This is a genomic window from Glutamicibacter sp. AOP5-A2-18 (assembly GCF_052446055.1).
Taxonomy (GTDB): Bacteria; Actinomycetota; Actinomycetes; order Actinomycetales; family Micrococcaceae; genus Glutamicibacter.
In genome coordinates this window covers 2,380,216-2,400,991 of sequence record NZ_JBQSVW010000001.1, presented here as the reverse complement: position 1 = coordinate 2,400,991, position 20,776 = coordinate 2,380,216, and the positions used below count along the sequence as shown (strand labels likewise).

Genomic DNA, 20,776 nt, shown 5'->3' with positions numbered 1-20,776 from the left:
CCATGGCAAAGGGATCAGGGAACGTCATCAAAGATTGTGTTTGTACTACTCATCCTCTTTCCTTCGAACCTCTGCAGCCTTTTCATCCTTGATCCGACGGCTTAGCGCTGAGAGTTTTCGATCCTGTGCTTCGTAGCCAGGTTTGTGCATGTTCTCGAAAGGATCCTCCGCCAGCGTGAAGGCATAAGCGGCATTATTGAACTTCTTGCCTTTGGTGCCCCGACGCTTAGAGTTGATGCTGCCTTCGGCGATTTCCGGATCGATATTGCGGTAACCCCATCGCGCTTCTTCAATCTCTTCTTCCGTAGCTGGGGGAATATCTTGTGCAGCCCGCTCTAGGCGTTGGGCCTCAATATGTTCTCCCATACGCAATTGCCAGCCGATCTGATGAACACGATCAAGCAACAAATGTATGGCCACAACTTCATCGGGTTCAGCAACGTAGACGTCCCGCTGATGGATTGATTGGCGGCCGCTACGCCAGTTGTTAATGGTTTCCATGACCCGCCGTGTTTCATCGGAGTCGGCGGGCGTCGTTTCGAACCCGTAGTCATCAAACATCAAGAAGTCATAGACAACCGACGGCGTTAGCTCACGTTGGTCCCAAAGCTCTCGTAGCTCGTTGTTTACAAACGGGGCGCCCTCGGGTTCACGCGACATCTCATCCCGGCGCTGGTGCATAACAATCGCCTTACGGGTTTTGTCTACGCTGGAGGTCGCGAAGAGACGAGCCACAGGTACCAGTCCGCGCTCAATCATTGATAGCGCAGAAGTGCGTAACCGGTCGGCGCTCGCCAACAGATCATCTTGCAACGCGATCATCTGCGCAGGGGACAAGTTCTTGGAAAGATGAGGGGTCGATGCCATGATTCAAAGTATTAGTCTTGGCCCCGACAGTTTGAGTTCATGGCCGATTGTCTACAAGAGAACTGAGCATATGTTCACTGATTACGATTCACGGATGGTCACCCTCTACGACGGCGACAACCCGGATGGACCGGACCACGATTACTACCGGTCGCTGGCTTCGCCTCACGAGAAGCAGCGCATCCTGGACCTCGGATGCGGTACCGGAATCCTCACTGTCACGTTAGCGAACCACGCACAGGAAGTTGTTGGAGTTGACCCGTCTCCGGCGATGATCTCGTACGCGCGTCAACGTCCGGGTGCCAACGACGTCACGTGGATTGAAGGGGACTCCAGTTCCCTGAGCGAAGGTTCATTCGACCTGATGGTGATGACGGGAAACGTGGCACAGCACATCCCGGACCCCTACTGGGACCGCACGCTGAAAGATCTGCGAAAGTTGGCCTCGGAAGGTTGCATGTTGGCCTTCGAGTCTCGTAATCCATCCACGCGGGCATGGGAAAAATGGGCGGCAGAAGAGCCGACGACTCGGGACACGATGTATGGGCCGCTTACCGAGTGGAGCGAGACGGCAGAGCTTGATGAGGGACAGGTACAGCTCCGATCTTTTAGTAGGTTCGAATCGGAAAATGAGTTGGTCGAGGAAAGCGTGCTATTGACCTTCCGCGATGCTCAGCTGCTCACGGAACAGCTAGCAGCTGCTGGCTTTGAGACCTCCGCGATCTGGGGAGATTGGGATCGGACCCCATTTGATGGCAGTCAAGGCGTGATGATTTTTGAAGCGCGGGCGGTCTGATCAGAAATCGGCACAGACTGTCATTGCGAGTAGAGGTAGTAAGTAAGGCCCATCGGTGCCGCACGTTTCTGGGAGCGTGGAGTCGCCCATCCGAATCTGGGCTAGGTCGGTGGCCGTTGCCTAGGTGTCTGGTTTCGACGCGTAGTCCGGCAACGCAAAGTCTGTACCTGATCATCGCCCTGATCGCCTCATGAAGAGCATGCAACGGTGTTGTTGCGTGGGGAGTGATCACCATTGGCAGTGCTGCGCGCTCGGGGCTATCCTGATTGGTGTCCGAGGAGGTGGTCGCCAATGGCATCCATCATTGTTCGCGGTCTCGATGACGGCGTGAAACAGCAGCTCGCTGCACAGGCAAAGAAACACGGCAGGTCATTGGAAGCGGAGGTTCGTGCCATCCTGACGATGGCCATGCGGAGACCGCACATTGGAATTGCCCTGCTTTCAGCAGCTCAGGGTGTGGGCGGTATCGAAGACCTGCCGATACCAGTGCGCGACGACGTCGCGCGGGCGGTGGACTTCGGGTGATCGTACTCGACACAAACGTCATTTCAGAGATTTTCCGACCGTCGCCGGAACCACGGGTGGTGGACTGGCTTATGTCCTTGACCGGCGATGTCGCCATCACATCCGTCACGCTCGCGGAGCTGTTGGCCGGGGTACGACGATTGCCGGACGGCCGACGAAGAGAAGAGCTGACTTTGCGCATCGACGCAGCGCTCGCACCGTATCGGGGCGGACGCGCAGATCGCCGCGATCTGTCTGGCACATGGAGCGACCTGCGCTACGAGCAACGTGAAGGACTTTGCGCATACTGGCATCGAACTGGTTGATCCATGGACCAATAACTACTGAAGCATTGTTAGGTCGAGGTTCTCGCCCACAACCAGTTCACCGACAAAGATCTGTGTGAGCTTCGACGGTTCTTCAACAGCGAGTATCTCAAAGATGTCGGAGGGTTGGATTCGGGGCAAACATTGCTGGTCATACCACCAGATCACCGCCCAGTTCGTGGCCTGTCGGCGAGGTCGACCTATGCGGTCGCGCGTGGTGATCGCTGAAGGTTAGTATTCGCAGCAACGTAGTGTGGTTCCACTTTAAGGCCCAGCAGTCCTGGCCTATTACGGCTGGCAACAAAGGATGATGGGGGACCGGCTGGCTCCAGTGAAGTAGGCAGTGGGAACGCGGGCCTGCCTTATGGACGTTAGCCGTTTCTCCTAGCGAATTGTTTGTGTGCCGATGGCGGACAAAAATTGCAGCTTCTCATAGCTCTGGCTTCCGGGGCTGGCGGTATAGACAAGCAGCGTATGAGATTGTGTCGGATCCAGTAGGACTTGGCAGCTTAGCTCCAAGGCACCCAGTTCAGGGTGGATGAAGTGTTTTACTTCTTGAGGACGAATGCCCACCTCATGCCGGACCCACGTACTGCGGAACTCTTCATTTTCGCTCAGCAGCAACTCTGCCAGGTGAGCTGCCCGGGACCCAGGGCCTCGCAGCGTGGCCAACTCGCGCAGTCCCGAGGTAAACATTCGGGTGAGGAAGCTCTGATCTTCGGGCGCGTAAAGCTGTCGTGTTGCAGGGTCGGTAAACCAGCGGTAAATGATGCTGCGGGCAGGGCCACTATAAGAGGTCAGATCACCGGTGAGCGCAACCCCGAGTTCGGTCTGCCGCAGGGTTTCACCGAGCTCCGTGACAATCTCCGCGGGAGTGTCATTCAAACGATCGAAGATGCGCAATAGCCCTGGACTGATGTGGTCGCTAGCAGCACCACGAACCGGTGGATTGTGTCCGGCGAGCCGCAACAGATGATCGCGTTCGTCAAGTGAGAGATGAAGTCCTTGCGCGATGGAGGCAATCATTTGCTCGGACGGTTGCGGTCCACGCTCACGTTCGAGCCGCGAGTAGTAATCAGTGGACATATGGCAGATCAGCGCCACTTCTTCGCTCGCAACCCACTTGTTCGGCGACGTTGACCGCGGGGAAGGCCGACGTCTTCCGGTTGCAACGACTCCCGGCGGCTGCGCAGAAACTGAGCCAACCCGGTCCTGTCGATTGTCATACGTCTCCCTCGATTGTGTTCTTTCTTTGTACCACGCGTGCTATTGCGTATCCACGACTTGCTGATCCACCTTTCGGTGCCTGCCCGGTCAAATCCTGGGCCTCGTTATCGGGGGATTCAGAGGCCCTGAATAACTTGGCGGTCTTCTAGGAGGATGGAAATAGCCACACAACAATCAGGAGTGAATTCATGCCACGCAAAAACATCGACATTCAGGTGCCCGACCTTTCCGGCAAGCGCGCGGTCGTTACCGGAGCCAGCGATGGGATCGGACTGGGACTGGCGACTCGACTGGCCGCGGCTGGAGCCGAGGTCATCATGCCCGTGCGTAACAGACTCAAGGGTGAGAAGGCGTTGGACAAGATCAAGCAGGTGGTCCCAGCCGCGGAGATCTCCCTGCGGGATCTCGACCTTTCCTCACTTAACTCTGTCGAATCTCTGGGACAGACCCTACGCGTGGAGGGGCAGCCGATCCACATCCTCATCAACAATGCCGGAGTGATGACACCACCAAACCGCCAAGAGACCGCTGACGGATTCGAACTTCAATTTGGTGCCAACTACCTAGGCCATTTCGCCCTCGTGGCTCACCTATTGCCCGTCCTCAAAGCTGGCCAGGCACGGGTGACCTCTCAAGTGAGCATCGCGCCGAACCAAGGAGCTATCAATTGGGAAGACCTGAACTGGGAACAGAACTACCAAGGCATGAAGGCCTACAGCCAATCGAAGATTGCGCTGGGACTCTTTAGCCTAGAGCTAGACCGACTCAGTCAGGCAGGGAATTGGGGGATCAGTAGCAACCTCTCTCACCCCGGTGTCGCCCCGATGAACCTGCTCGCAGCGCGTCCCGAACTAGGACGATCTAAAGACACCCCCGGCCGGAGAATCATCCGCTCACTGTCCGAATGGGGCATCATCTTGGGAACCGTTGAGAGCGCGAAGCTGCCCGCACTGATGGCCGCCACCGCGCCTGAGGCGAAGTCCGCTGCGCTCTATGGACCTAGCGGTCCCGGACATCTTGAAGGCGCGCCCGCCGAGCAGCGAATGTACTCTCGTCTTCGCAACACAGAGGATGCGAAGCGCATTTGGAAGATCTCGGAAGAACTCGTAAAGGCTGACTTCCCGAAGGGCTGAGACAGGCGCTGAAGCACGCACAAGATTGTGGGTCTGAGTAGTTCTCAGACGCCATAGACAAGAGCGAACCTTTGCGAATCGGCCGAGGCCTGAACATATCACTCGATTGTGAGTTGTCCTCGGCCGATTTTTGTCGGCTTGATACTTTGTATCCTCACTGCTCGGTTTTTTGTTTTCTAGCTTCGGTACGCATGATGAGCAGGTAACCGAAACCAACCACCAAATGCAGCACTGTCGATGCGGAGAGAATGTAAATCCCTGGCAGAGCAAGCCATGAAAGTTCATCGATGCGTCCTACCGCGACAAACGCCAAACCGAGCATGAACAGTGCGGTTCTGAACTTCCCGAGCATCGTTGAACCTGGTGGCGCGGACAGGCGCAGAACAAAGTAGGTACAAAGCAGAGTCAGGTCGGTCAGGAAAACCACCAGACCAATCCATAACGGAATCAAGCCGCTGGCAACGAGGGCTATGGCGATAGAAACGATGCCCAGTCGATCAGCGATGGGGTCCAGTAGGATTCCGAGTCTTGATACTTGACCGAACTTGCGAGCAATAAAGCCATCCACCCAGTCACTCAGGCCAAAAGCCAATAACAGTGTCGCGGTGAGAACAGGGCGGGCATCAGAAATCAATAAGATGCAGATGGGAACGACCAGTAAGAATCGAAGCACCGTGATCCCGTTGGGAATGGTGGCCCAATCGTTGTGACTTGTTGTTCTCATGACCACGCCACCCTCCTTATCTTCTTACCTGAACAATGTCCTACCATTGCAAGAAATACAAGACGCTGATGACGGAAAAGCGAGATAGTTAGCAGTCCGCACCAGACCGAATCTTTGCTGTACCGATTATTCGAGATTCAAGACGTTTGAGTCGCTACACTTCGAAGTGCATTAGAACGAAGCGACTCAGAAAGAGAACCTCATGAATCCTGACCTTGATCTTGTTATCGAGCGCGTCATTCGTGCTCCGCGCGCGGCCGTGTGGAACGCATGGACCCAGCCGGATCTCTTTGCCCAGTGGTGGATCCCCAAGCCGTATCTCTGCCAGGTCGAGAGCTTTGACGCACAGGCAGGTGGAGGCTTTGTCACCCAGATGAGCGAAGACGGCAAGAGCTTTGTGCCTCACATGGACGCGGCCTTCTTAGTTGTTGACGCTGAAGAGCGCATCGTCTTCACTAACGCCGTGGATAGTACGTTGCGTCCGGCCAACCCGATGCCGGTTTCAGTAACCGGTGAAGTGACACTGACCGATCACGTCGAAGGCACCCTCTACCGGATTGTGGCCCGACATGCCGATACTGCTGCCCGAGCACAACACGATGAGCTGGGGCTCCTTGAGGGGTGGAGTCTAGTTACTGCGCAGCTCGCTGAACTTGTCGAAAAGTAAGGAAAGCGGATCTGACCCTAAAGTTTCTGCGGTGCTACTCTTGGTGCCATGTATACGGTTGTGTCTATCCACACTCCACATCCTGTGCACCGAGATGCGCTAGTCGATTCCATGCACAGGTTTGGTGCCGCAATGCGCGGTAATGACGGACTTATCGGTGTCCATACACTTCAAGATGCCACAACAGGTCGACTTGTCGGCTTGGCAATGTTCGAATCAGAAGAAGCGGCACAACGACTTTTGCCTCTTGCTCGCGTAGCGGTCGAGACAGACGCATTTGATGTCTGGGAAGCACAGGACATTGACGGCCTAAAGCTTTTCGAAGTCTAATGTCCGGGGCCCCAGGGCCCCACATTGCCAAACTGAGAGTCTTTGTTGCGCGGATAGGTGATGCCTTTGTCCCCATGTGGACGCGGCTTTCTTCAAGGATGAAGTTTACGAAGCGCTTTCTAGCTATTGAAGAGCTGGGCAATCCATTGGCTCCGGGTGGAAATCATCTTCTTGCCCAGCACAGAGTCCGGAGCGCTCATATCAAAGCCGTGGAAGCCACCAGGCCACACATGTAGTTCTGCTTGGACGCCAGCCTGCCAAAGCGCAGTTGCGTAGGCGACATCTTCATCTCGGAAGACCTCAGCAGATCCGCAATCGATAAACGTGCGTGGAAGCCCCGACAAGTCCGTGGCCCGGGCTGGAGCAGCATAGATCGACACGTCGTCGGTGCCCTTGCGCTCGCCGAGGAGAGCGGTCCAGCCCATCACATTACTGCTGCGATCCCAAATACCTTCTCCATCAATCTGAGAGGTAGAGATGGTGTTGTCGCGGTCATCAAGCATCGGATAAATGAGCACTTGGCCGGCCAATGCCGGGCCCTTTCGATCCCTAGCCAACAGCGCAATGCCTGCAGCCAATCCGCCTCCGGCACTGGCCCCGGCGACTATTAGTCGGGTGGGATCAATACCGAGTTCCTCAGCATGATCGCTGGTCCACACCAACCCTGCGTAGCAATCCTCTACAGGGTAGGGATCAGGGAATTCTGGAGCAAGACGATACTCGACGGTGACTGCCACCGCGTCGTTTTCGATAACCCAAGGAAGGAACTGGCTCAGCCCAGCCTACCGGTCACCGATGACCATTCCGCCACCGTGGGTGTAGTAAATACCTGGACCGCTTCCGGTTCGCCCCTCACGTTGCAAAACCGAGACCACGATTTCTGCACCCTCAAAGCCTTTGATGGTGACGTCGCGGCGGATGATCCCGGTGCCGGCAAGAACTTGCTCTGGAGGCACTTCGACAGGGTTAGCTTCGCGCAGTAGCGGAATCATCTCAGCGGTCAGAGTTGGCGGGAGCTCGTCGGTGGCCGAAGTCAGTAAGGCCTCTGGCTCCGGATCAAAAAGTGGACGCGGATGAGAATGGGGCATCGAGGCACTTTTTCCTATGGTCGCTTCGCTGCGACGTTTTTGTCTGCTCCGAATGCGGTGATGAGAAAGCAGAATTGTTTATTGGTCTTATTTTGCCGAAGGTTTGCTAGCTATGCCGTCGAGCCACAACGTCTCTGACTCATCGCTGTGGACACCATCGGTCCCGACATGTTTGCTGCTGATCGTTGGTCCCTTTTGGATGACGTGAACCAGTGCCATGCCGTGACCGCGCCCCAGCTCGTAGTCTTCCTTCAACCAAGTCAAGATTTCACCAGCTTTGACTCCCGGTGCATCGAGGCCTTTTTCGTGGGCGATAGCCACAAGCTGGCGAGGTGTCAGATGTGTCTTTTTCTCGATGGTGTCTAGATACGCCTGGAAGGACATGGGCTGACCTGTCATTACTAGAGGAAGGGCCAAACGGCACCTAGTGGGTAGATTACCGTCCGTTTTTACTGCAGAGCAATACCTTGAGCCTGTTCAGACCTAGAAAAGTGCACCCTCGAATACCTCGTGAGCTCGCTGTATTCATGGCAGGATGCCTTGTATGACATCGCCTGCTCCAGCATTGCCCATACCAACCTTGCATACCGCGAGGCTGAAGCTGCGTGCCTTTACCGAAGCGGATGCCGCGGAGCTGTTTGCCCTACAGAGTAACGCCACTGTGCTGCGCTACTGGGACTCGCCACCCTGGGATGACCCAGCGGCAGCCCACCGGTTCATCGTCGCCTGCAATCGTATGGCAGAAGAAGGAACTGGCGTCCGTCTGGCAATTGAGCATAGTTCCGACGCCTCGTTCCTGGGCTGGTGCACCTTCAATTCGTGGAACCCAGAGTTCCGCAGTGCTTCGTTGGGGTACTGCTTCAACGAAGATGCTTGGGGCAATGGTTACGCCACTGAAGCGGTTGGAGCGGTGCTGGACTGGGCTTACACAACCCTTGATCTTAACCGGGTTCAAGCTGAAGCGGACACGAGAAATATCGCTTCGGCCAGGGTCTTAGAGAAGCTAGGGTTTCAGCTTGAAGGCACCTTGCGTCAAGACTGCACGGTCAATGGCGATACTTCGGATTCGTGGGTCTACGGCTTGCTACGCAAAGATTGGGAAGAGCATCAACAACGCAATAAAACCGGCAAAAGCTGGACCGCGAAGCTTGATGAGCCAGTGCCAGAAGACGTTGTACGTTTATTGGCTACGGTGCCCGAATGGTTTGGCCAGCCCGAGGCCAACGACGAATACATCCAAGCCGCACACACCAAGGAAACGTGGACGGTCCGTGATCAGTCAGGTGCGGTCCTCGGAGTAACGCTTGTTGATCGGCACTTCGCGCATGCGGCTGAAATACATCTGACCCTAGTGGACCGTCAGGCCCACGGTACAGGCGTCGGCACCGCCATGATGAACGCCATCGAGGCTGATGCACGGGCCCGTGGGGTACGTCTTTTAGAAGTCAAAACTCTCGGAGCATCGCATCCGGACGTTGGTTATGCCCGGACGCGACACTTTTATGAGCGGTGCGGATTTCTCGCAGTAGAAGAAACTGACCTGTGGGGTCCTGGGACACCCTGCTTGATCATGGTGAAACCGTTGTAGCCGGTCTCAACGCACGAAGAGGCTTTCCAAGAAACCGCTAGCTGTTGGCGGTGACTGCTCCGGCAGCGTAGGCGGCCTGGCCAATGTGTTGTGTGGCATCGTCAATGATGGAAACGAGGCGCACCCCGCGGGTTACTGGAGTCTCCCAACTCGTATCGATCACTTCAGCAAAGTCGGTTTCGGTCAACACGTTGATGTATTCGGCTAGAGCTTGAAGGCAGGCTTCGACATAGTCAACCAACAGCTGACGATCCGAGACCTGAATCTGACGAGCTTGCTCTTCGGTGTGCCCGTATCCAACTGAGTCACCGAGTTCACCCAGATCAAAACGGTCCCGGTAGGACTCCCATACTTCAGGTTTTCCGTACAAGTGCGAAAGCTGAACATCAATCTCGCGGCCGGTGTGCCAGAGCAGCCATGCCACGGAGTTCGGGTGATTTCCGGGATGAGCGTTCAATTGCTCAGCGTTCAGTTCTGGGATTCGATGGGCTGCGTCGATGGGACGTTGGATGAAATCGGCAAAAATAGCGTGAGCATTCATAGTTCCATTGTGCCTGTCCGCATGGGCATTACCTACGATCCTGGGGTGGAAGATCCAAGTACGAGATCTAGGTGCGAGTACGCTGACGTAAAAGAGGATCAGGCCATCACCAGATGGGGACGACGAGGAGAACTGCGATGCGCGCAGACGGACTATTGGCCCTTCAAACTGGAGTGTTCCGTCTTCCTGACGGCCAGCCTGCAACATTTGAGACCTTCGAGTTCGGCAAGCTTCGTGTGTCCTCGGGTCAATTGGCTATCAGCGATCCGCTACTGCTGCAGACCCCTAGTGTGCTGAGTATCCCGCCTGGTGATTACAAGGTTGTGGCAACCATTGCCCAAGTACCAGAAAGCTACGATCTAGCGTTGAGTCGACCAGCCTATCTGAGCCTGGTCCTCTCTGATCAGCCAACTGTCTCAGTTGCCCCTGCCACGTTCGAGCCAAGTCATGTCGAAGCGGGGACGCGGTTGGTAGACCAACGGGCGGGCATGCCAAATCTACGAGGTATCCCGAGCTCGGAGATGTCCAGTGTTGCGATGAGCGATGCCGAAGCTATCGTGCCCAATATGCCGTCTGATCCAGATACGTGGTTTGATACTGTCATTTCGCCCAGCGACGGTTCCGGGTGGTTCGACCGGATGGATACAGAAATTGACGGTCCACTCGGCTCCCTGATCACCACATTGCCTAAAGCTGTTGACGGCGAAAACATTGCCATTCTGATTGCTCGGCCAGAACGGGTATTCCCCGTAGTAGAGAGCAGAGACGAAACGGGAAAACTCACCGGAATTCATATCGACTTGCTGGTTATCGGAGCGCTCAGTGAAGCACTTCATGCCTTTGACGGTCAGGATGAACTGGCGTTGGAATATGCCCACGAGGCTGAGCGGACGGCAAACCGTCAGGCTAATTCCGGCGCGCGTGAGTCTCGAGGAGTCTTGGGCCTGCTCAAGAAATTTCTCAATCTCTAGTTGGCAGGACGCCCCGTGTGTTCTGGCGCAGGTGAGACTTCATGAGATCCAGATTTTTCTAGCCTGACCGGTCAACAAGCTACTGCTAAAACAGTGGCCAAGGCACAGCCGGCATTTCACCGCTGGGGCCAGGAAAGACTGCGTCTTCACGCAAACTGAGGCACCGGTCCTTGAACGCTGTTAGCTCAGCAATACTCAGTAACTGGGAAAGCTGCTCGCCGAGCTGCGCATCAAGCAAGGTGATAATCCGGTCGATGCCGTCGATTTCTTCCTCGGACAACGGCTGCCCAATCCAACCCCAGAGAACCGTGCGCAATTTGTGTTCTTCATGGAAACTCAGCCCGTGATCTACTCCGAATCGATGTCCATCGGGCATAGCTAAAACGTGGTTGCCTTTGCGATCTGCGTTGTTCACCAAGACGTCATAGACGGCCATTCGACGCAGCTGAACACTATCTTCATGCAGCAGGCTCACCTGCGCTCCACTCTCATCTTCCCCATGCAGAACCGTTTGCCAGGCGGTGGCCGGAAGCTGGTCGCTGGCCACCAGATCAACGGCGTGCTGTTCAGGGTCTACATCTTGCCATAGCTGCACCATGCCGATACCCAATGGACCTTCACGCAACCAGGTACGTGGCACTACATTCCAGCCCAGCGCTTCAGAAACCAGGTACGCCGCAACTTCCCGGTTAGCTAGGGTGTGGTCTGGAAAATCCCACAAAGGTTTTTCGCCATTAACAGGCTTGTAAACCACGCTCAGCTCACCGATGGTGCCCAAAAACGTGGCATTGGAAGCGGTGGTGATTCGACCGGTGAGTTCCAGTTCATCGGTGAGCAGATCAGATGGCGTCATGAAAGTTCTGGTCCCTGACAGGTATGACCATCTGGATCAATCGGGTAGCCACAAGTCGAACATACTGGGCGTCCGGCAGCCACAATTTCATGGGTTCGCATTGCGAAGGCACGAGCTGTGCCAACTGGCATCCGCACGTGCATCACTGCCTCAGGTTCTGACTCAGGATTTTCTTCGTTCAGCGAGAAGGCTTCCAGCACTACTTGCGCCACGGTGGCGTCCCAACCGAGGTTCATTGATCCGGCGCGGAAGGCCTCTTCGACCTTTTCCAGAGGATCGTTATCTACTAGCTCCACCGGAGTGTGAGTCGGAACGCTGAAAGCATTACCGGAGATCGTAGAGACTTGATCAAGAATTTCGTCAATCATCTCAGCTACGACTGCAGCTTGCTGCTTTTCCAAGGCGATACTGGTCATTGTTGATCCAGCGCGTGCCTGCAAATAGAAGGTACGTGAGCCCGGCTCGCCGACGGTGCCAATGACAACTCGATCGGGCCAATTAAAATCGTGGACTATTTCCGCCATGTCTACTTCCTTAGTGTCCTGCTCCGCCGCCCACAGGGGCGTCGACTGTTTTTAGTCCCGGGGCCAACCAGGAAAGATCCCCATCTTCGGTATTGACCGAGTGCACCGTGGGGGAGCCAGAACCGTAATGCACAATCGATGCTGAAGCCGGTCCCACGTTGATACGTTGGAAAAGATCAAGATGCATTCCCAATGCGTCGGCCAATACTGATTTGATGATATCGCCATGGCTGACCGCCACCCATACCGCGTCAGGTCCGTGCTTAGCTTCAAAGTCCGCATCTAATCTGCGAATTTCTGCCACAGCACGGGCTTGCATTCCAGCCATGGATTCACCGTCAGGGAAGGTGACTGCCGAGGGGTTAGCTTGGACCTTCGACCAAAGGGCCTGAACGGAGAGTTCACTGAGCTTGCTGCCCTGCCAGCTGCCGTAATCACATTCGGTCAGATCTTCAGCCGACTCAAGGCTTGGTGGGTTCATCTGGTGCCGGATAATGAAGCCGGCGGTCTGCTGACAACGCTCTAACGGGCTTGAAACGATGCCGGCCAGTGGAATTGTTGCGAGTCTGGTGGCAGTGCGTTCTGCCTGTGCCTCACCGGTCTCGTCGAGGCTGACTCCAGGTGTTCGTCCGGCCAGCACGCCAGAAGCGTTGGCGGTGGTGCGGCCATGCCGCACAAGAATTACAGTGGCCATTTACCTAGCCTAGTCATCCAGTTGATTACAGGCGAGACTTTGACTGTAATCCGCCGCGTTGAGATCAAACACATCAGCGGATAATCGGAGGTAGCCGTTGCCGGTGTACGCGTCATGTGTAGAGCACACAACTAGGAGATAACTTGCCCAGTAATCAGGCTCTTAAAACTTAAGCGTGGTGCAGAGTGTTCAGCACGGGCGCAGCCCTGCCGTATATAACAGTATCCGAAGGCGGTAATGCGCATGGTTCCGATAACCCCGGCCAATGCGTTTCAAGTTCTTCGCCGTCAGATTCGCTGCCTCACTCCTGGCGTTCGTCAATCTGGTTCTAACGAACACCAGCAACTCCCTGCGCCATCCGGTCAACGTCCGGAACAGCGACTTCGCCTCAACCATTGTTGTTGCTCGCACGGACTTTTCCAGCACCGCCCACCGGGATTGGAACTCATGGATATTCGTAGCTTTCAATAGTTCCCGCACATGCTCCTTGATCGCATAGATCACTCCGAGTTCCGGGTCTGATTCCAAGATCAGCTTCAACCGTTCAACCTGCTTGATCGACAAGTTCTCCAGATTGCAAGTCAATAATTTCCGGTACTTGTAAGCCGGATCAGCAGCCCGGCCACGACGATCAAAGACTTCGTGGGAGCGACGTCGGCGGACCTGGGTGATCATCAGATTCGCCCGCTGAATCACGTGGAAATGATCCACGCTAACCTTTACCTTCGGCAGATTCTCCCGCACCGCCTTGCGGAACTCCGATGACATGTCGATCGCGACGTACTGCACCCGTTGGCGCCAATACCGTGGCCGATTCTTCAGCCACCGTTTCACCGCCGTGCCGCGGCGTCCGTCCACGATATCCAGAATCTTTCCGGTATCCAGATCAGTAAACACAATCGACCACGGCTCAATCCGCACTACTTTCCCGGTCCGGCCCCGTGCGTAGCGGACTTTGCGAAACCGGTGCTCATCAATGCCGAGCCGGCGGATGAACATGCGGTCCACGTCCCCGACCAGTTCACCGATCGTGGTTAGCCGGGCCATGACCGTAGGCCAAGACACCCCATGCGCGGCAGCGACCCGGGACACTGCCCTGAGTTCGGAACTCATCTCGTCCACGAACTGTTGGGAGAGTCGTGTGGTGATCCTGGCACGGAACGGGAGTTGCTCGGTGGTTTGAACGAATGAACGGCGTTCGCAGGCCGATTCCTGGCAGGCCATACGGCGTTTGCGCACCAATACCTGCAGGTCGGTGCCGCCGACTGGCACGTCCTTCACCCGATGTATTGGTCTGGCCTGGATTCGTTGGGTGAGCACTCCACAGGTGGGGCATGCTGCTTCGGTAGCTTTGGGCTCGATGAGGGCTTGTCGTCCGTCTGCTTCGTGGGTGGCGCTGATGACGCGGTAGTCGTTGAGGTTCAACAGAATCGACGCAGCATCGATTGGCCCGGTATCCTTGAACACGGCTCGTAGTTCCTTGCTGATGTATGTCTAGACAACACTCATCTTCGCAGAGGACTGCGGGCCTTACTTCTTTTTCGGGGTCACCACGCTAAAACTTGAAGAGCCAGTAATCAGTGGTTAGAAGTAGGCGACAAAGTCTTTCACCGGCGTTACAACCCTGCCGATGTTTCGGTAGGTGTGGTCCTTGGCCCCACCGGAGCTACGGTTATCGATACACGTAACAACCCCGAAGAAGCGCAAGAGATCATTCGTGACGTTGCAGAACTATCGGCGCTGCCGATCGTTGCCGTAGTCAACACTCACGCGCACTATGATCACACTTTTGGAAATCAGGTATTTCAGGATGCAGGGATACCTATTTACGGACATCATCTGATCCCGACACATTTCCAGGAATATGAACAACCGCTTCTGAAACAAGCTCAAAAGCAGCCACAGTCCGAAAGGGACCGGGGCTGGCATGACGTGATTCTCACGCCTCCTAGCAGGCCCATCAAGACAGCCAGCAAAGTAGTTCTCGGCAGCCGCATCCTAGAATTGTTGCCATTGGGACCTGGGCATACGGAAACGGACCTAGCCGTGTTGGTCCCCGATGCCGGAGTCTGGTTCCTTGGAGACATCATCGAAGAATCCGGTCCGCCCATGTTTGGGGAAGGGTCAAAACCACAAGGCTGGGCAGCAGTACTGGCTTCCTTATTAGAGCTAATCAAGCCCGGGCATACGGTAATCCCAGGCCACGGTGAACCAGTAGACAGCGACTTTGTTCTCCGGCAACAAGGACACCTTGAACAATTAGCGCAGGAAATCGGCCAAGCACACGCGGACAAAAAATCGCTAGAGAACTTCAGGTTCTCTAGCGATTTGAGGGCCTTGTGGCCAGAAGAATTCCTACGCGAAGCGGCGCAAGACGGCTACCGGCAACTGGGGGGTTAGTACTGGCCCTTAATCACAAAATAGGATCCGCGGATGGTTCCGGCGAGCTTTGACTTCTGGCGCGCGAACTTGAACTTATCTGCCAGCTCTTCGGGCACTTCCATTCCGTCGGAGAGCTTAAATCCCACTGCGCGTTTTTCACCGTCGGCTAGTCCATAGAGGACATTGATGGATAATCCTGACTCATAAAAAACGTAGGCTCGCTTGGCGCCATCTGCCTCAAAGACGCAAGCCTGCAGGGGACGAGAAGCGATTTCTAATTCGCGTTCTTTCAGCAGAATATTGTGTACCCACTGGACCACTTCTGCGCTCTGAGCTGCATCCTCAAGCACTAGGCCATGATCAAATTTATTCTTCAGATATCGCGCCTCGTTGGCACGCAACCCAGCCAAGGCTTCGGCGACCGGAGAAGTCTCTAATCCCACGGTGGACATATCTTTAAAATCAACGAGATAAGCCATATTTAGTCCTTTGCAACGCAAGCTAGGCACGTAGTGCACATCATGAATATCTTAGCCATCCCACTTAGCCAAATGCACTGAAGCCGGTGAGGTCTCTACCGAGAATGAGCGCTTGAATAGTTTCGGTTCCCTCATAGGTATGTAGCGCTTCAATATCTCCAACATGGCGTATGACGTGATTTTCCAGCAGGATGCCGTTGCCGCCGAGCATATCTCTGGCCGTTGCTGCCACCCGGCGAGCTGCCCGGGTGTTGTGGTACTTCAGCAGCGAGGCTTGGGCTGGACGGAGGTTGCCCGCGGCTTGTTCGGCTGCGACCGCGACGCACTGTAATTGCATGTTCGTCAGTTCCGAGAGCATCTGTGCAAGGAGCGATTGCACAATTTGATGAGCACCAAGCCGCTTGCCAAATTGTTCACGTTCCTTGGCGTACTGCAACGCCGCCTCAAACAAGAATAGGGCGTGACCTAGGGCGGACCAGCCCACGTTCACTCGGGTTTCCACTAGGGCCTTTGATACATCCTTGAACGACGTGGCGTTGGCTAATAGGGCAGTGCCCGGAACACGCACCTCATGAAGTCTGATCTCGGCTTGCTCGATGGCCCGTAGTACGCCTTTGCCTTGAACGGGTGTTGCTTCGTAGCCGTGAGTTTGTTGGTCAACGATGAATCCCTTGATCTGACCGTCAGTCTCATCGCGAGCCCAGACGATAGTGATGCCGCCGACTGCACCATTTCCTATCCATTTTTTATTGCCGTTGAGCACCCATTCCTCACCATCTTTGCGGGCGGAAGTCTCAAGGCTGACAGAGTCGGAGCCGTGGTGCGGCTCGGTGAGGGCGAAGCCACCGAGCAGTTTTCCGGTGGCGACCGGTTCCAAATACTGCTCTTGTTGTTCGGGTGTTGCGAATAATTTCAAGCTGCGTAGAACCAGTCCACCTTGAACGGCAGCGGCAGCAGCCATAGAGCCATCGGCGCGGGAAATCTCCATGGTCACCAATCCGGCCGCCAGAGGTGAAAACTTCGCGTGTCCGGCGATATCCAGCCCGTCGGTGAGCAGATCAAGCTCGCCCATCCTCCTAACCAATTCAACGGGATAGTGTGCCTTGTCCCAGTGCTCGTTGATAACAGGGAAGACCTCTTCAGCGAATTGACGGGCCCTTGTCCAGTGCTCGCGGTCCGCACTGGTCACTGAGCTAAAAGCCGATAAATAATCGGTATCTAGCGGTGTGCTCAGATCAAATTTCATCCAAGGATCAGTGGCCATTCTCGGGGCCTCCGGTAGCGGCCCGTTCAGCCCGCAGTTCACGTTTAAGTAGTTTGCCCGATTGGTTGCGGGGCAGCTGGGCGACAAAGTCAACACGTTTGGGCACCTTGTAACCAGCCATGCGCGATTTCACATGGTCTCGCACCGTTTGGGCGGTCAGATGCGTGCCTTCTCTGAGCACCACCACAGCGGTGACCGCTTCTATCCATCGTTCGTCATCGATGCCAACAACAGCGACTTCCGCAACTTCTGGCAGTTCATAGATGCAGTCCTCAACCTCGCGGGGTGCCACCAAAACACCTCCGGTGTTGATGACATCCTTGATGCGATCCACTACTTGAATGTAGCCGGAACGATCTTTGACAACTTGGTCACCAGAGCGGAACCAACCATCAATAAACGCTTGCTCAGTTTCTTCAGGCTTGTTCCAATACCCCTTCATCACTTGAGGAGAACGATATTGTATTTCACCGGGTTCTCCTGCTTCGGCAAGCATGCCCTGCGCATTGACAACTCTTGCCTCGACGAAGAACACCGGACGACCACAGGAGGCTGGCCTGACCTCGTGTTCTTCTGGCCTCAGTACTGAGCACAACGGCCCCAGTTCAGATTGTCCAAAACAGTTGTAAAAGCCGATTTTCGGATAGCGTTCGCGCAACCGGGACAACACGGTGACCGGCATAATCGATGCGCCGTATTGAGCTTTCGCTAGCGAGCTGAGATCCCGAGTTGCCAGGTCCGGATGGTTGCTCAACGGAACCCAAACCGTTGGGGCCAGGAACAGAGATCCAATATGTTCGGATTCAACGAGCTCTAATATTTCAGCGATATCCGGTTTGGAAAGTAAACGGACGCTGGCGCCGAGAGCTAGATAAGGCAACAAGAACACGTGCATCGCTGCCGAATGATAGAGCGGCATTGCAATCAACGGGCGGTCTTCGGCATCCAGATCTAGGGCGATGATGGCCGATACGTATTGGGCAATTAGGGCACCGTGGGTCATCATCGCACCTTTCGGTGCCGAGGTTGTTCCAGAGGTGTAGAGCAGCTGAACGAGGTCAGTACTGGTGATTTTCACGCCTGAGTATTCTTCGGAATTCTCCTTGCTCAAGGCCGTTGCCAAAACACTGTTCTCGTTTCCTTCGAGAGGCAGCAGAGACCAGATTTCACGCACCTTGGGCAATTCGTGGCGGTCTGCCAGTTCTTGGACCAGCTGTTGGCGAGGTTGGTCTGCGATCACCAGAGAAGCCCCAGAATCTTGTAGCAGGTAGCGCAGCTCATCACCCTTCAAAGCGAAATTCACCGGCACATGAACCAACCCTGTTGAGGCGCAGGCCAAGAACAAGATGGCGTAGGCATCACTGTTGGCGGCAAAGGCCGCGACTCGAGATCCTGTGGGTAGATCAAGCGCCTTCAGTCTGCCTGCAACTTGATTCACTGCTATCGCTAGAGCTTGATAGGTCCACGTGCGGTCCTCGAATTTCAGTGCTGTGGCCAGCGGATTGCGCAAGACACCACGTTGAAGCAATGCGGGGATAGTGTTCGAATCATCGCGGGCCGTTGCTGACTTTTCTGTCCATGAACTCATAGTGAGATCCCTTGTCGCCGGATAGTTTTAGAGTCGTTCAATGATGGTGACGTTGGCTTGTCCGCCACCTTCGCACATGGTTTGCAAGCCCCAACGCGTGTCACTACGTTCTAGCTCGTGTAGTAGCGAAGTCATTAAACGTGCGCCGGTGGCGCCGATGGGATGGCCCAGCGCAATGGCGCCGCCGTTAACATTGACCTTAGACATGTCGGCACCGGTTTCCTTCTGCCATGCCAGTACCACTGAAGCGAAGGCCTCATTGATTTCGATACGGTCCATGTCCGCCATGGCCATACCGGTGCGTTCCAACGCGTACTTGGTGGCACGAATCGGTGCGGAAAGCATCATGATTGGATCATCTGCACGCGCAGAGACGTGGTGGATGCGGGCCCGTGGTTTTAGACCGTAACGTTTTACTGCTGCTTCGGAAGCGATCAATAGCATGGCCGCACCGTCAGACATCTGGGATGCAGTGGCTGCGGTATGCCGTCCGTCGTGGACGATTGGCGCGAGACTTGCCATCTTGCCGCGGTCCACGGCCCTGGGACCTTCATCTGTCTGCAACTGATCCATGGCCAGGATTTCTCGGTCAAAATATCCTCGCGCTTGAGCAGCCAGGGCCCGTTCATGGGAGGTGACCGCGAAGTCCTCTAATTGTTCACGCGAAAATCCCCAGTGTTGAGCCATCATTTCGGCTCCGCGGAATTGCGAGATTTCTTGGTCTCCGTAGCGGGCTGCCCACAGCTTGGAGCCGGTGTAGGGATCCGGGAATCCAAAGTCGGTGGCTGCCGTGTTGGAATAGGACAACGGAATGCTAGACATTGACTGAACTCCGCCAGCGATGATCAGATCACTGCTGCCACTAGCGACCGCTTGGGCTGCATAGGACACCGCTTGCTGTCCTGAACCGCACTGTCGTTCAACGGTGGTTCCGGGGACTAACTCGGAGAGTCCAGCCGCTAGCCACGCATTACGGGCGGTGTCCATTGCTTGAGGACCTACCTGGTCGATACAGCCAAGAATGATCTCGTCGTATTGGTCAGAATCAATGTTGTTTCTTTGCACCAGCTCAGCGAGCGGAAAAGCAGCAAGATCTAGGGGATGGACTTGGGAAAGCGCCTTTCCGCGCCGCCCCACTGGAGTTCGAAGTGCATCGATGATGTAAGCCTCGGCCATGAGGGTCCTCCAGTTTGTTCACGTCAAAGTCTGTGTTTGACCAACAATGCCCAAGTCCGTAGCCGTTGTCTAGGGTAATGAGCTCAAGACTTTTCCAGCCCTAACATCGCGTCAGAAATCTCTTGAACGCTGTGATCGGGGATAGCAGTAGAGGCCTGGTCTAAGACGAGCAATGTGGCCCCGGGGATCTCGCGGGCCAGGGCTTGGCCGTTTCCGAGCGGGAAGAACGGATCCTTGGCACCGTGGATCACTAAGGTAGGTATCTGAAGCGACCCCAAGCGTTCTCGCCAACGCGGAGTGCAATCAATTTTTGAGAAGACGATGCCCAGCTGATTGGCCATGTGTACTGGCACAGTGTTGGGAGAGGTCCGGTCCCAAATACGCGAGGCAGTGTGCCGTGCTTGAACTGGATCATTACCCAAGATGCCGGCGCCAATGGCCGAACTGTCCGCTACGGCTTCGCGATCCGTCCAATCGGGCATGGACGAAGAGAATAACTGGCCCATGATCTGCTGATCATGTTCCGGTAAATCTTCATCAACAGGGCCCGGAGCGACAGGTCGTGTTCCGTATAGCGTGAGAGCAGAGAAAGCATTTGGAGCATCCAGCGCCGCTACTTGAGCGACCATGCCGCCCACGCCAATGCCAGCTAGATGTGCAGGACGTGGATCTAAACTTTGTGCCAGAGCAACAGCATCCGCAGCGAGATCGCGCAGCGTGTATTTCGGGTTAATAGGATCCTCGGTATCGGATTCTCCACAGTCACGTAAGTCGTAACGCACTACATGTCGGCCAGCATGGGCGATTTTTTCACACAGCGCATCGGGCCACGAAAGCATGGTGGTTCCACCAATGAGCAGCATGAGCGGATCAGCATCATCGCCGAAACTTTCGATACCTAATTTCACGCCATTAACTTCACGCGTTGCCATGTTGTTTCACCCATCAACCGTCAGCGAACTTACACGCAGCGCGGTTGAGAGTAGCGCTGCGCATGTAAGGCTTTGACGCTCATCCTGTCCCACACGCTGCACAGCGTCAACCAGAGGATCGG

Annotated in this window: 23 protein-coding genes and 2 pseudogenes; 9 read left to right on the top strand and 16 right to left on the bottom strand. The window is 55.4% G+C overall.

The window, feature by feature from the left end:
- Positions 1–45: 45 nt before the first annotated feature.
- Complete coding sequence (locus ACT3RW_RS11525; protein ID WP_444613845.1) at positions 46–867, bottom strand: hypothetical protein; 822 nt, start codon at positions 865–867, stop codon at positions 46–48.
- A 70-nt stretch (positions 868–937) separates the two neighbouring features.
- Between ACT3RW_RS11525 and ACT3RW_RS11520 the strand changes: the two genes are divergently transcribed.
- The 3 genes from ACT3RW_RS11520 (at position 938) to ACT3RW_RS11510 (ending at position 2,493) form a co-directional block, all read left to right on the top strand.
- Positions 938–1,663: a class I SAM-dependent methyltransferase gene (locus ACT3RW_RS11520; protein WP_444613844.1), complete on the top strand. Its 726-nt coding sequence runs from the start codon at positions 938–940 to the stop codon at positions 1,661–1,663.
- Between the two features lie 291 nt (positions 1,664–1,954).
- Entirely contained in the window at positions 1,955–2,188 is a 234-nt protein-coding gene (locus tag ACT3RW_RS11515) for a FitA-like ribbon-helix-helix domain-containing protein (RefSeq protein ID WP_444613843.1), read from the top strand.
- The gene (locus ACT3RW_RS11510; protein ID WP_444613842.1) at positions 2,185–2,493 is read left to right on the top strand and encodes a PIN domain-containing protein; all 309 of its coding nucleotides are present in this window, start codon (positions 2,185–2,187) and stop codon (positions 2,491–2,493) included. The genes ACT3RW_RS11515 and ACT3RW_RS11510 overlap by 4 nt, the downstream gene beginning before the upstream one ends.
- Positions 2,494–2,877: 384 nt before the next feature.
- Here ACT3RW_RS11510 and ACT3RW_RS11505 read toward each other — a convergent pair.
- Positions 2,878–3,719, bottom strand: a pseudogene (locus tag ACT3RW_RS11505) (helix-turn-helix transcriptional regulator).
- Between the two features lie 189 nt (positions 3,720–3,908).
- Between ACT3RW_RS11505 and ACT3RW_RS11500 the strand changes: the two are divergent.
- Positions 3,909–4,853 carry an SDR family oxidoreductase gene (locus ACT3RW_RS11500; RefSeq protein WP_444613841.1) on the top strand — a complete coding sequence of 315 codons (945 nt, stop codon included), beginning with the start codon at positions 3,909–3,911 and terminating at the stop codon, positions 4,851–4,853.
- A gap of 154 nt (positions 4,854–5,007) precedes the next feature.
- Here the strand turns inward: ACT3RW_RS11500 and ACT3RW_RS11495 are convergent, their stop codons facing one another.
- Positions 5,008–5,577 (bottom strand): CDP-alcohol phosphatidyltransferase family protein, encoded by a 570-nt coding sequence (locus tag ACT3RW_RS11495; protein ID WP_444613840.1) that lies wholly within the window; start codon positions 5,575–5,577, stop codon positions 5,008–5,010.
- A gap of 202 nt (positions 5,578–5,779) precedes the next feature.
- Here ACT3RW_RS11495 and ACT3RW_RS11490 point away from each other — a divergent pair, with 202 nt between their 5' ends.
- Both ACT3RW_RS11490 and ACT3RW_RS11485 read left to right on the top strand, forming a co-directional pair.
- Complete coding sequence (locus ACT3RW_RS11490; RefSeq protein ID WP_444613839.1) at positions 5,780–6,244, top strand: SRPBCC domain-containing protein; 465 nt, start codon at positions 5,780–5,782, stop codon at positions 6,242–6,244.
- Between the two features lie 60 nt (positions 6,245–6,304).
- Positions 6,305–6,574: a hypothetical protein gene (locus tag ACT3RW_RS11485; protein ID WP_444613838.1), complete on the top strand. Its 270-nt coding sequence runs from the start codon at positions 6,305–6,307 to the stop codon at positions 6,572–6,574.
- Positions 6,575–6,693: 119 nt separating this feature from the next.
- Here ACT3RW_RS11485 and ACT3RW_RS11480 read toward each other — a convergent pair whose 3' ends face one another.
- The 3 genes from ACT3RW_RS11480 to ACT3RW_RS11470 form a co-directional block, all read right to left on the bottom strand.
- On the bottom strand, positions 6,694–7,326 hold the full coding sequence (locus tag ACT3RW_RS11480; protein WP_444614641.1) for an alpha/beta hydrolase fold domain-containing protein: 633 nt from the start codon (positions 7,324–7,326) through the stop codon (positions 6,694–6,696).
- 30 nt (positions 7,327–7,356) lie between these two features.
- Positions 7,357–7,662, bottom strand: a complete 306-nt coding sequence (locus tag ACT3RW_RS11475; protein WP_444613837.1) for a hypothetical protein — start codon at positions 7,660–7,662, stop codon at positions 7,357–7,359.
- An 87-nt stretch (positions 7,663–7,749) separates the two neighbouring features.
- A complete protein-coding gene (locus ACT3RW_RS11470; RefSeq protein WP_444613836.1) occupies positions 7,750–8,046 on the bottom strand; it encodes a DUF4287 domain-containing protein in 297 nt (98 codons plus the stop codon).
- Positions 8,047–8,206: 160 nt separating this feature from the next.
- Between ACT3RW_RS11470 and ACT3RW_RS11465 the strand changes: the two genes are divergently transcribed.
- On the top strand, positions 8,207–9,250 hold the full coding sequence (locus ACT3RW_RS11465) for a GNAT family N-acetyltransferase (protein ID WP_444613835.1): 1,044 nt from the start codon (positions 8,207–8,209) through the stop codon (positions 9,248–9,250).
- Between the two features lie 37 nt (positions 9,251–9,287).
- Here ACT3RW_RS11465 and ACT3RW_RS11460 read toward each other — a convergent pair whose 3' ends face one another.
- On the bottom strand, positions 9,288–9,791 hold the full coding sequence (locus tag ACT3RW_RS11460; RefSeq protein WP_131088683.1) for a mycothiol transferase: 504 nt from the start codon (positions 9,789–9,791) through the stop codon (positions 9,288–9,290).
- A gap of 137 nt (positions 9,792–9,928) precedes the next feature.
- On the opposite strand from ACT3RW_RS11460, the gene ACT3RW_RS11455 reads away from it, so the two are divergent.
- Positions 9,929–10,762, top strand: a complete 834-nt coding sequence (locus tag ACT3RW_RS11455; RefSeq protein ID WP_444613834.1) for a hypothetical protein — start codon at positions 9,929–9,931, stop codon at positions 10,760–10,762.
- A gap of 85 nt (positions 10,763–10,847) precedes the next feature.
- Here ACT3RW_RS11455 and ACT3RW_RS11450 read toward each other — a convergent pair whose 3' ends face one another.
- The 4 genes from ACT3RW_RS11450 to ACT3RW_RS11435 all read right to left on the bottom strand — a co-directional run bounded on the left by ACT3RW_RS11450 (position 10,848) and on the right by ACT3RW_RS11435 (position 14,300).
- Positions 10,848–11,615: an SCO1664 family protein gene (locus ACT3RW_RS11450; RefSeq protein WP_444613833.1), complete on the bottom strand. Its 768-nt coding sequence runs from the start codon at positions 11,613–11,615 to the stop codon at positions 10,848–10,850.
- Entirely contained in the window at positions 11,612–12,139 is a 528-nt protein-coding gene (locus ACT3RW_RS11445; protein WP_444613832.1) for a DUF3090 domain-containing protein, read from the bottom strand. Before ACT3RW_RS11445 ends, ACT3RW_RS11450 begins: the two co-directional genes overlap by 4 nt.
- 10 nt (positions 12,140–12,149) lie before the next feature.
- Positions 12,150–12,833: an MSMEG_4193 family putative phosphomutase gene (locus ACT3RW_RS11440; protein WP_131088679.1), complete on the bottom strand. Its 684-nt coding sequence runs from the start codon at positions 12,831–12,833 to the stop codon at positions 12,150–12,152.
- Between the two features lie 189 nt (positions 12,834–13,022).
- Entirely contained in the window at positions 13,023–14,300 is a 1,278-nt protein-coding gene (locus ACT3RW_RS11435) for an ISL3 family transposase (RefSeq protein ID WP_444612499.1), read from the bottom strand.
- Positions 14,301–14,471: 171 nt separating this feature from the next.
- Between ACT3RW_RS11435 and ACT3RW_RS11430 the strand changes: the two are divergent.
- Positions 14,472–15,233: pseudogene (locus tag ACT3RW_RS11430) on the top strand (MBL fold metallo-hydrolase); the annotation flags it as partial.
- On the opposite strand, the gene ACT3RW_RS11425 reads toward ACT3RW_RS11430, so the two are convergent.
- The 5 genes from ACT3RW_RS11425 to ACT3RW_RS11405 form a co-directional block, all read right to left on the bottom strand.
- Positions 15,230–15,694 (bottom strand): phage tail protein, encoded by a 465-nt coding sequence (locus ACT3RW_RS11425; protein WP_444613831.1) that lies wholly within the window; start codon positions 15,692–15,694, stop codon positions 15,230–15,232. The pseudogene ACT3RW_RS11430 and the gene ACT3RW_RS11425 overlap by 4 nt on opposite strands.
- Positions 15,695–15,758: 64 nt before the next feature.
- The gene (locus tag ACT3RW_RS11420) at positions 15,759–16,958 is read right to left on the bottom strand and encodes an acyl-CoA dehydrogenase family protein (RefSeq protein ID WP_444613830.1); all 1,200 of its coding nucleotides are present in this window, start codon (positions 16,956–16,958) and stop codon (positions 15,759–15,761) included.
- On the bottom strand, positions 16,948–18,546 hold the full coding sequence (locus tag ACT3RW_RS11415; protein WP_444613829.1) for a fatty acyl-CoA synthetase: 1,599 nt from the start codon (positions 18,544–18,546) through the stop codon (positions 16,948–16,950). Before ACT3RW_RS11415 ends, ACT3RW_RS11420 begins: the two co-directional genes overlap by 11 nt.
- 27 nt (positions 18,547–18,573) lie before the next feature.
- Positions 18,574–19,722: an acetyl-CoA C-acetyltransferase gene (locus tag ACT3RW_RS11410; protein ID WP_444613828.1), complete on the bottom strand. Its 1,149-nt coding sequence runs from the start codon at positions 19,720–19,722 to the stop codon at positions 18,574–18,576.
- Between the two features lie 83 nt (positions 19,723–19,805).
- A complete protein-coding gene (locus ACT3RW_RS11405) occupies positions 19,806–20,654 on the bottom strand; it encodes an alpha/beta fold hydrolase (RefSeq protein WP_444613827.1) in 849 nt (282 codons plus the stop codon).
- Positions 20,655–20,776: the final 122 nt, after the last annotated feature.

Excerpts from the sequence above, each read along its gene's own strand:
- ACT3RW_RS11465 (WP_444613835.1), top strand. The coding sequence starts at position 8,207 with ATGACATCGCCTGCTCCAGCATTGCCCATACCAACCTTGCATACCGCG.
- ACT3RW_RS11415 (WP_444613829.1), bottom strand. The coding sequence starts at position 18,546 with ATGAGTTCATGGACAGAAAAGTCAGCAACGGCCCGCGATGATTCGAAC.
- ACT3RW_RS11410 (WP_444613828.1), bottom strand. The coding sequence starts at position 19,722 with ATGGCCGAGGCTTACATCATCGATGCACTTCGAACTCCAGTGGGGCGG.
- ACT3RW_RS11500 (WP_444613841.1), top strand. The coding sequence starts at position 3,909 with ATGCCACGCAAAAACATCGACATTCAGGTGCCCGACCTTTCCGGCAAG.
- ACT3RW_RS11475 (WP_444613837.1), bottom strand. The coding sequence starts at position 7,662 with ATGCCCCATTCTCATCCGCGTCCACTTTTTGATCCGGAGCCAGAGGCC.
- ACT3RW_RS11420 (WP_444613830.1), bottom strand. The coding sequence starts at position 16,958 with ATGGCCACTGATCCTTGGATGAAATTTGATCTGAGCACACCGCTAGAT.
- ACT3RW_RS11490 (WP_444613839.1), top strand. The coding sequence starts at position 5,780 with ATGAATCCTGACCTTGATCTTGTTATCGAGCGCGTCATTCGTGCTCCG.
- ACT3RW_RS11425 (WP_444613831.1), bottom strand. The coding sequence starts at position 15,694 with ATGGCTTATCTCGTTGATTTTAAAGATATGTCCACCGTGGGATTAGAG.
- ACT3RW_RS11405 (WP_444613827.1), bottom strand. The coding sequence starts at position 20,654 with ATGGCAACGCGTGAAGTTAATGGCGTGAAATTAGGTATCGAAAGTTTC.
- ACT3RW_RS11450 (WP_444613833.1), bottom strand. The coding sequence starts at position 11,615 with ATGACGCCATCTGATCTGCTCACCGATGAACTGGAACTCACCGGTCGA.
- ACT3RW_RS11515 (WP_444613843.1), top strand. The coding sequence starts at position 1,955 with ATGGCATCCATCATTGTTCGCGGTCTCGATGACGGCGTGAAACAGCAG.
- ACT3RW_RS11495 (WP_444613840.1), bottom strand. The coding sequence starts at position 5,577 with ATGAGAACAACAAGTCACAACGATTGGGCCACCATTCCCAACGGGATC.
- ACT3RW_RS11445 (WP_444613832.1), bottom strand. The coding sequence starts at position 12,139 with ATGGCGGAAATAGTCCACGATTTTAATTGGCCCGATCGAGTTGTCATT.
- ACT3RW_RS11460 (WP_131088683.1), bottom strand. The coding sequence starts at position 9,791 with ATGAATGCTCACGCTATTTTTGCCGATTTCATCCAACGTCCCATCGAC.
- ACT3RW_RS11470 (WP_444613836.1), bottom strand. The coding sequence starts at position 8,046 with ATGTCCTTCCAGGCGTATCTAGACACCATCGAGAAAAAGACACATCTG.
- ACT3RW_RS11525 (WP_444613845.1), bottom strand. The coding sequence starts at position 867 with ATGGCATCGACCCCTCATCTTTCCAAGAACTTGTCCCCTGCGCAGATG.
- ACT3RW_RS11520 (WP_444613844.1), top strand. The coding sequence starts at position 938 with ATGTTCACTGATTACGATTCACGGATGGTCACCCTCTACGACGGCGAC.
- ACT3RW_RS11455 (WP_444613834.1), top strand. The coding sequence starts at position 9,929 with ATGCGCGCAGACGGACTATTGGCCCTTCAAACTGGAGTGTTCCGTCTT.
- ACT3RW_RS11440 (WP_131088679.1), bottom strand. The coding sequence starts at position 12,833 with ATGGCCACTGTAATTCTTGTGCGGCATGGCCGCACCACCGCCAACGCT.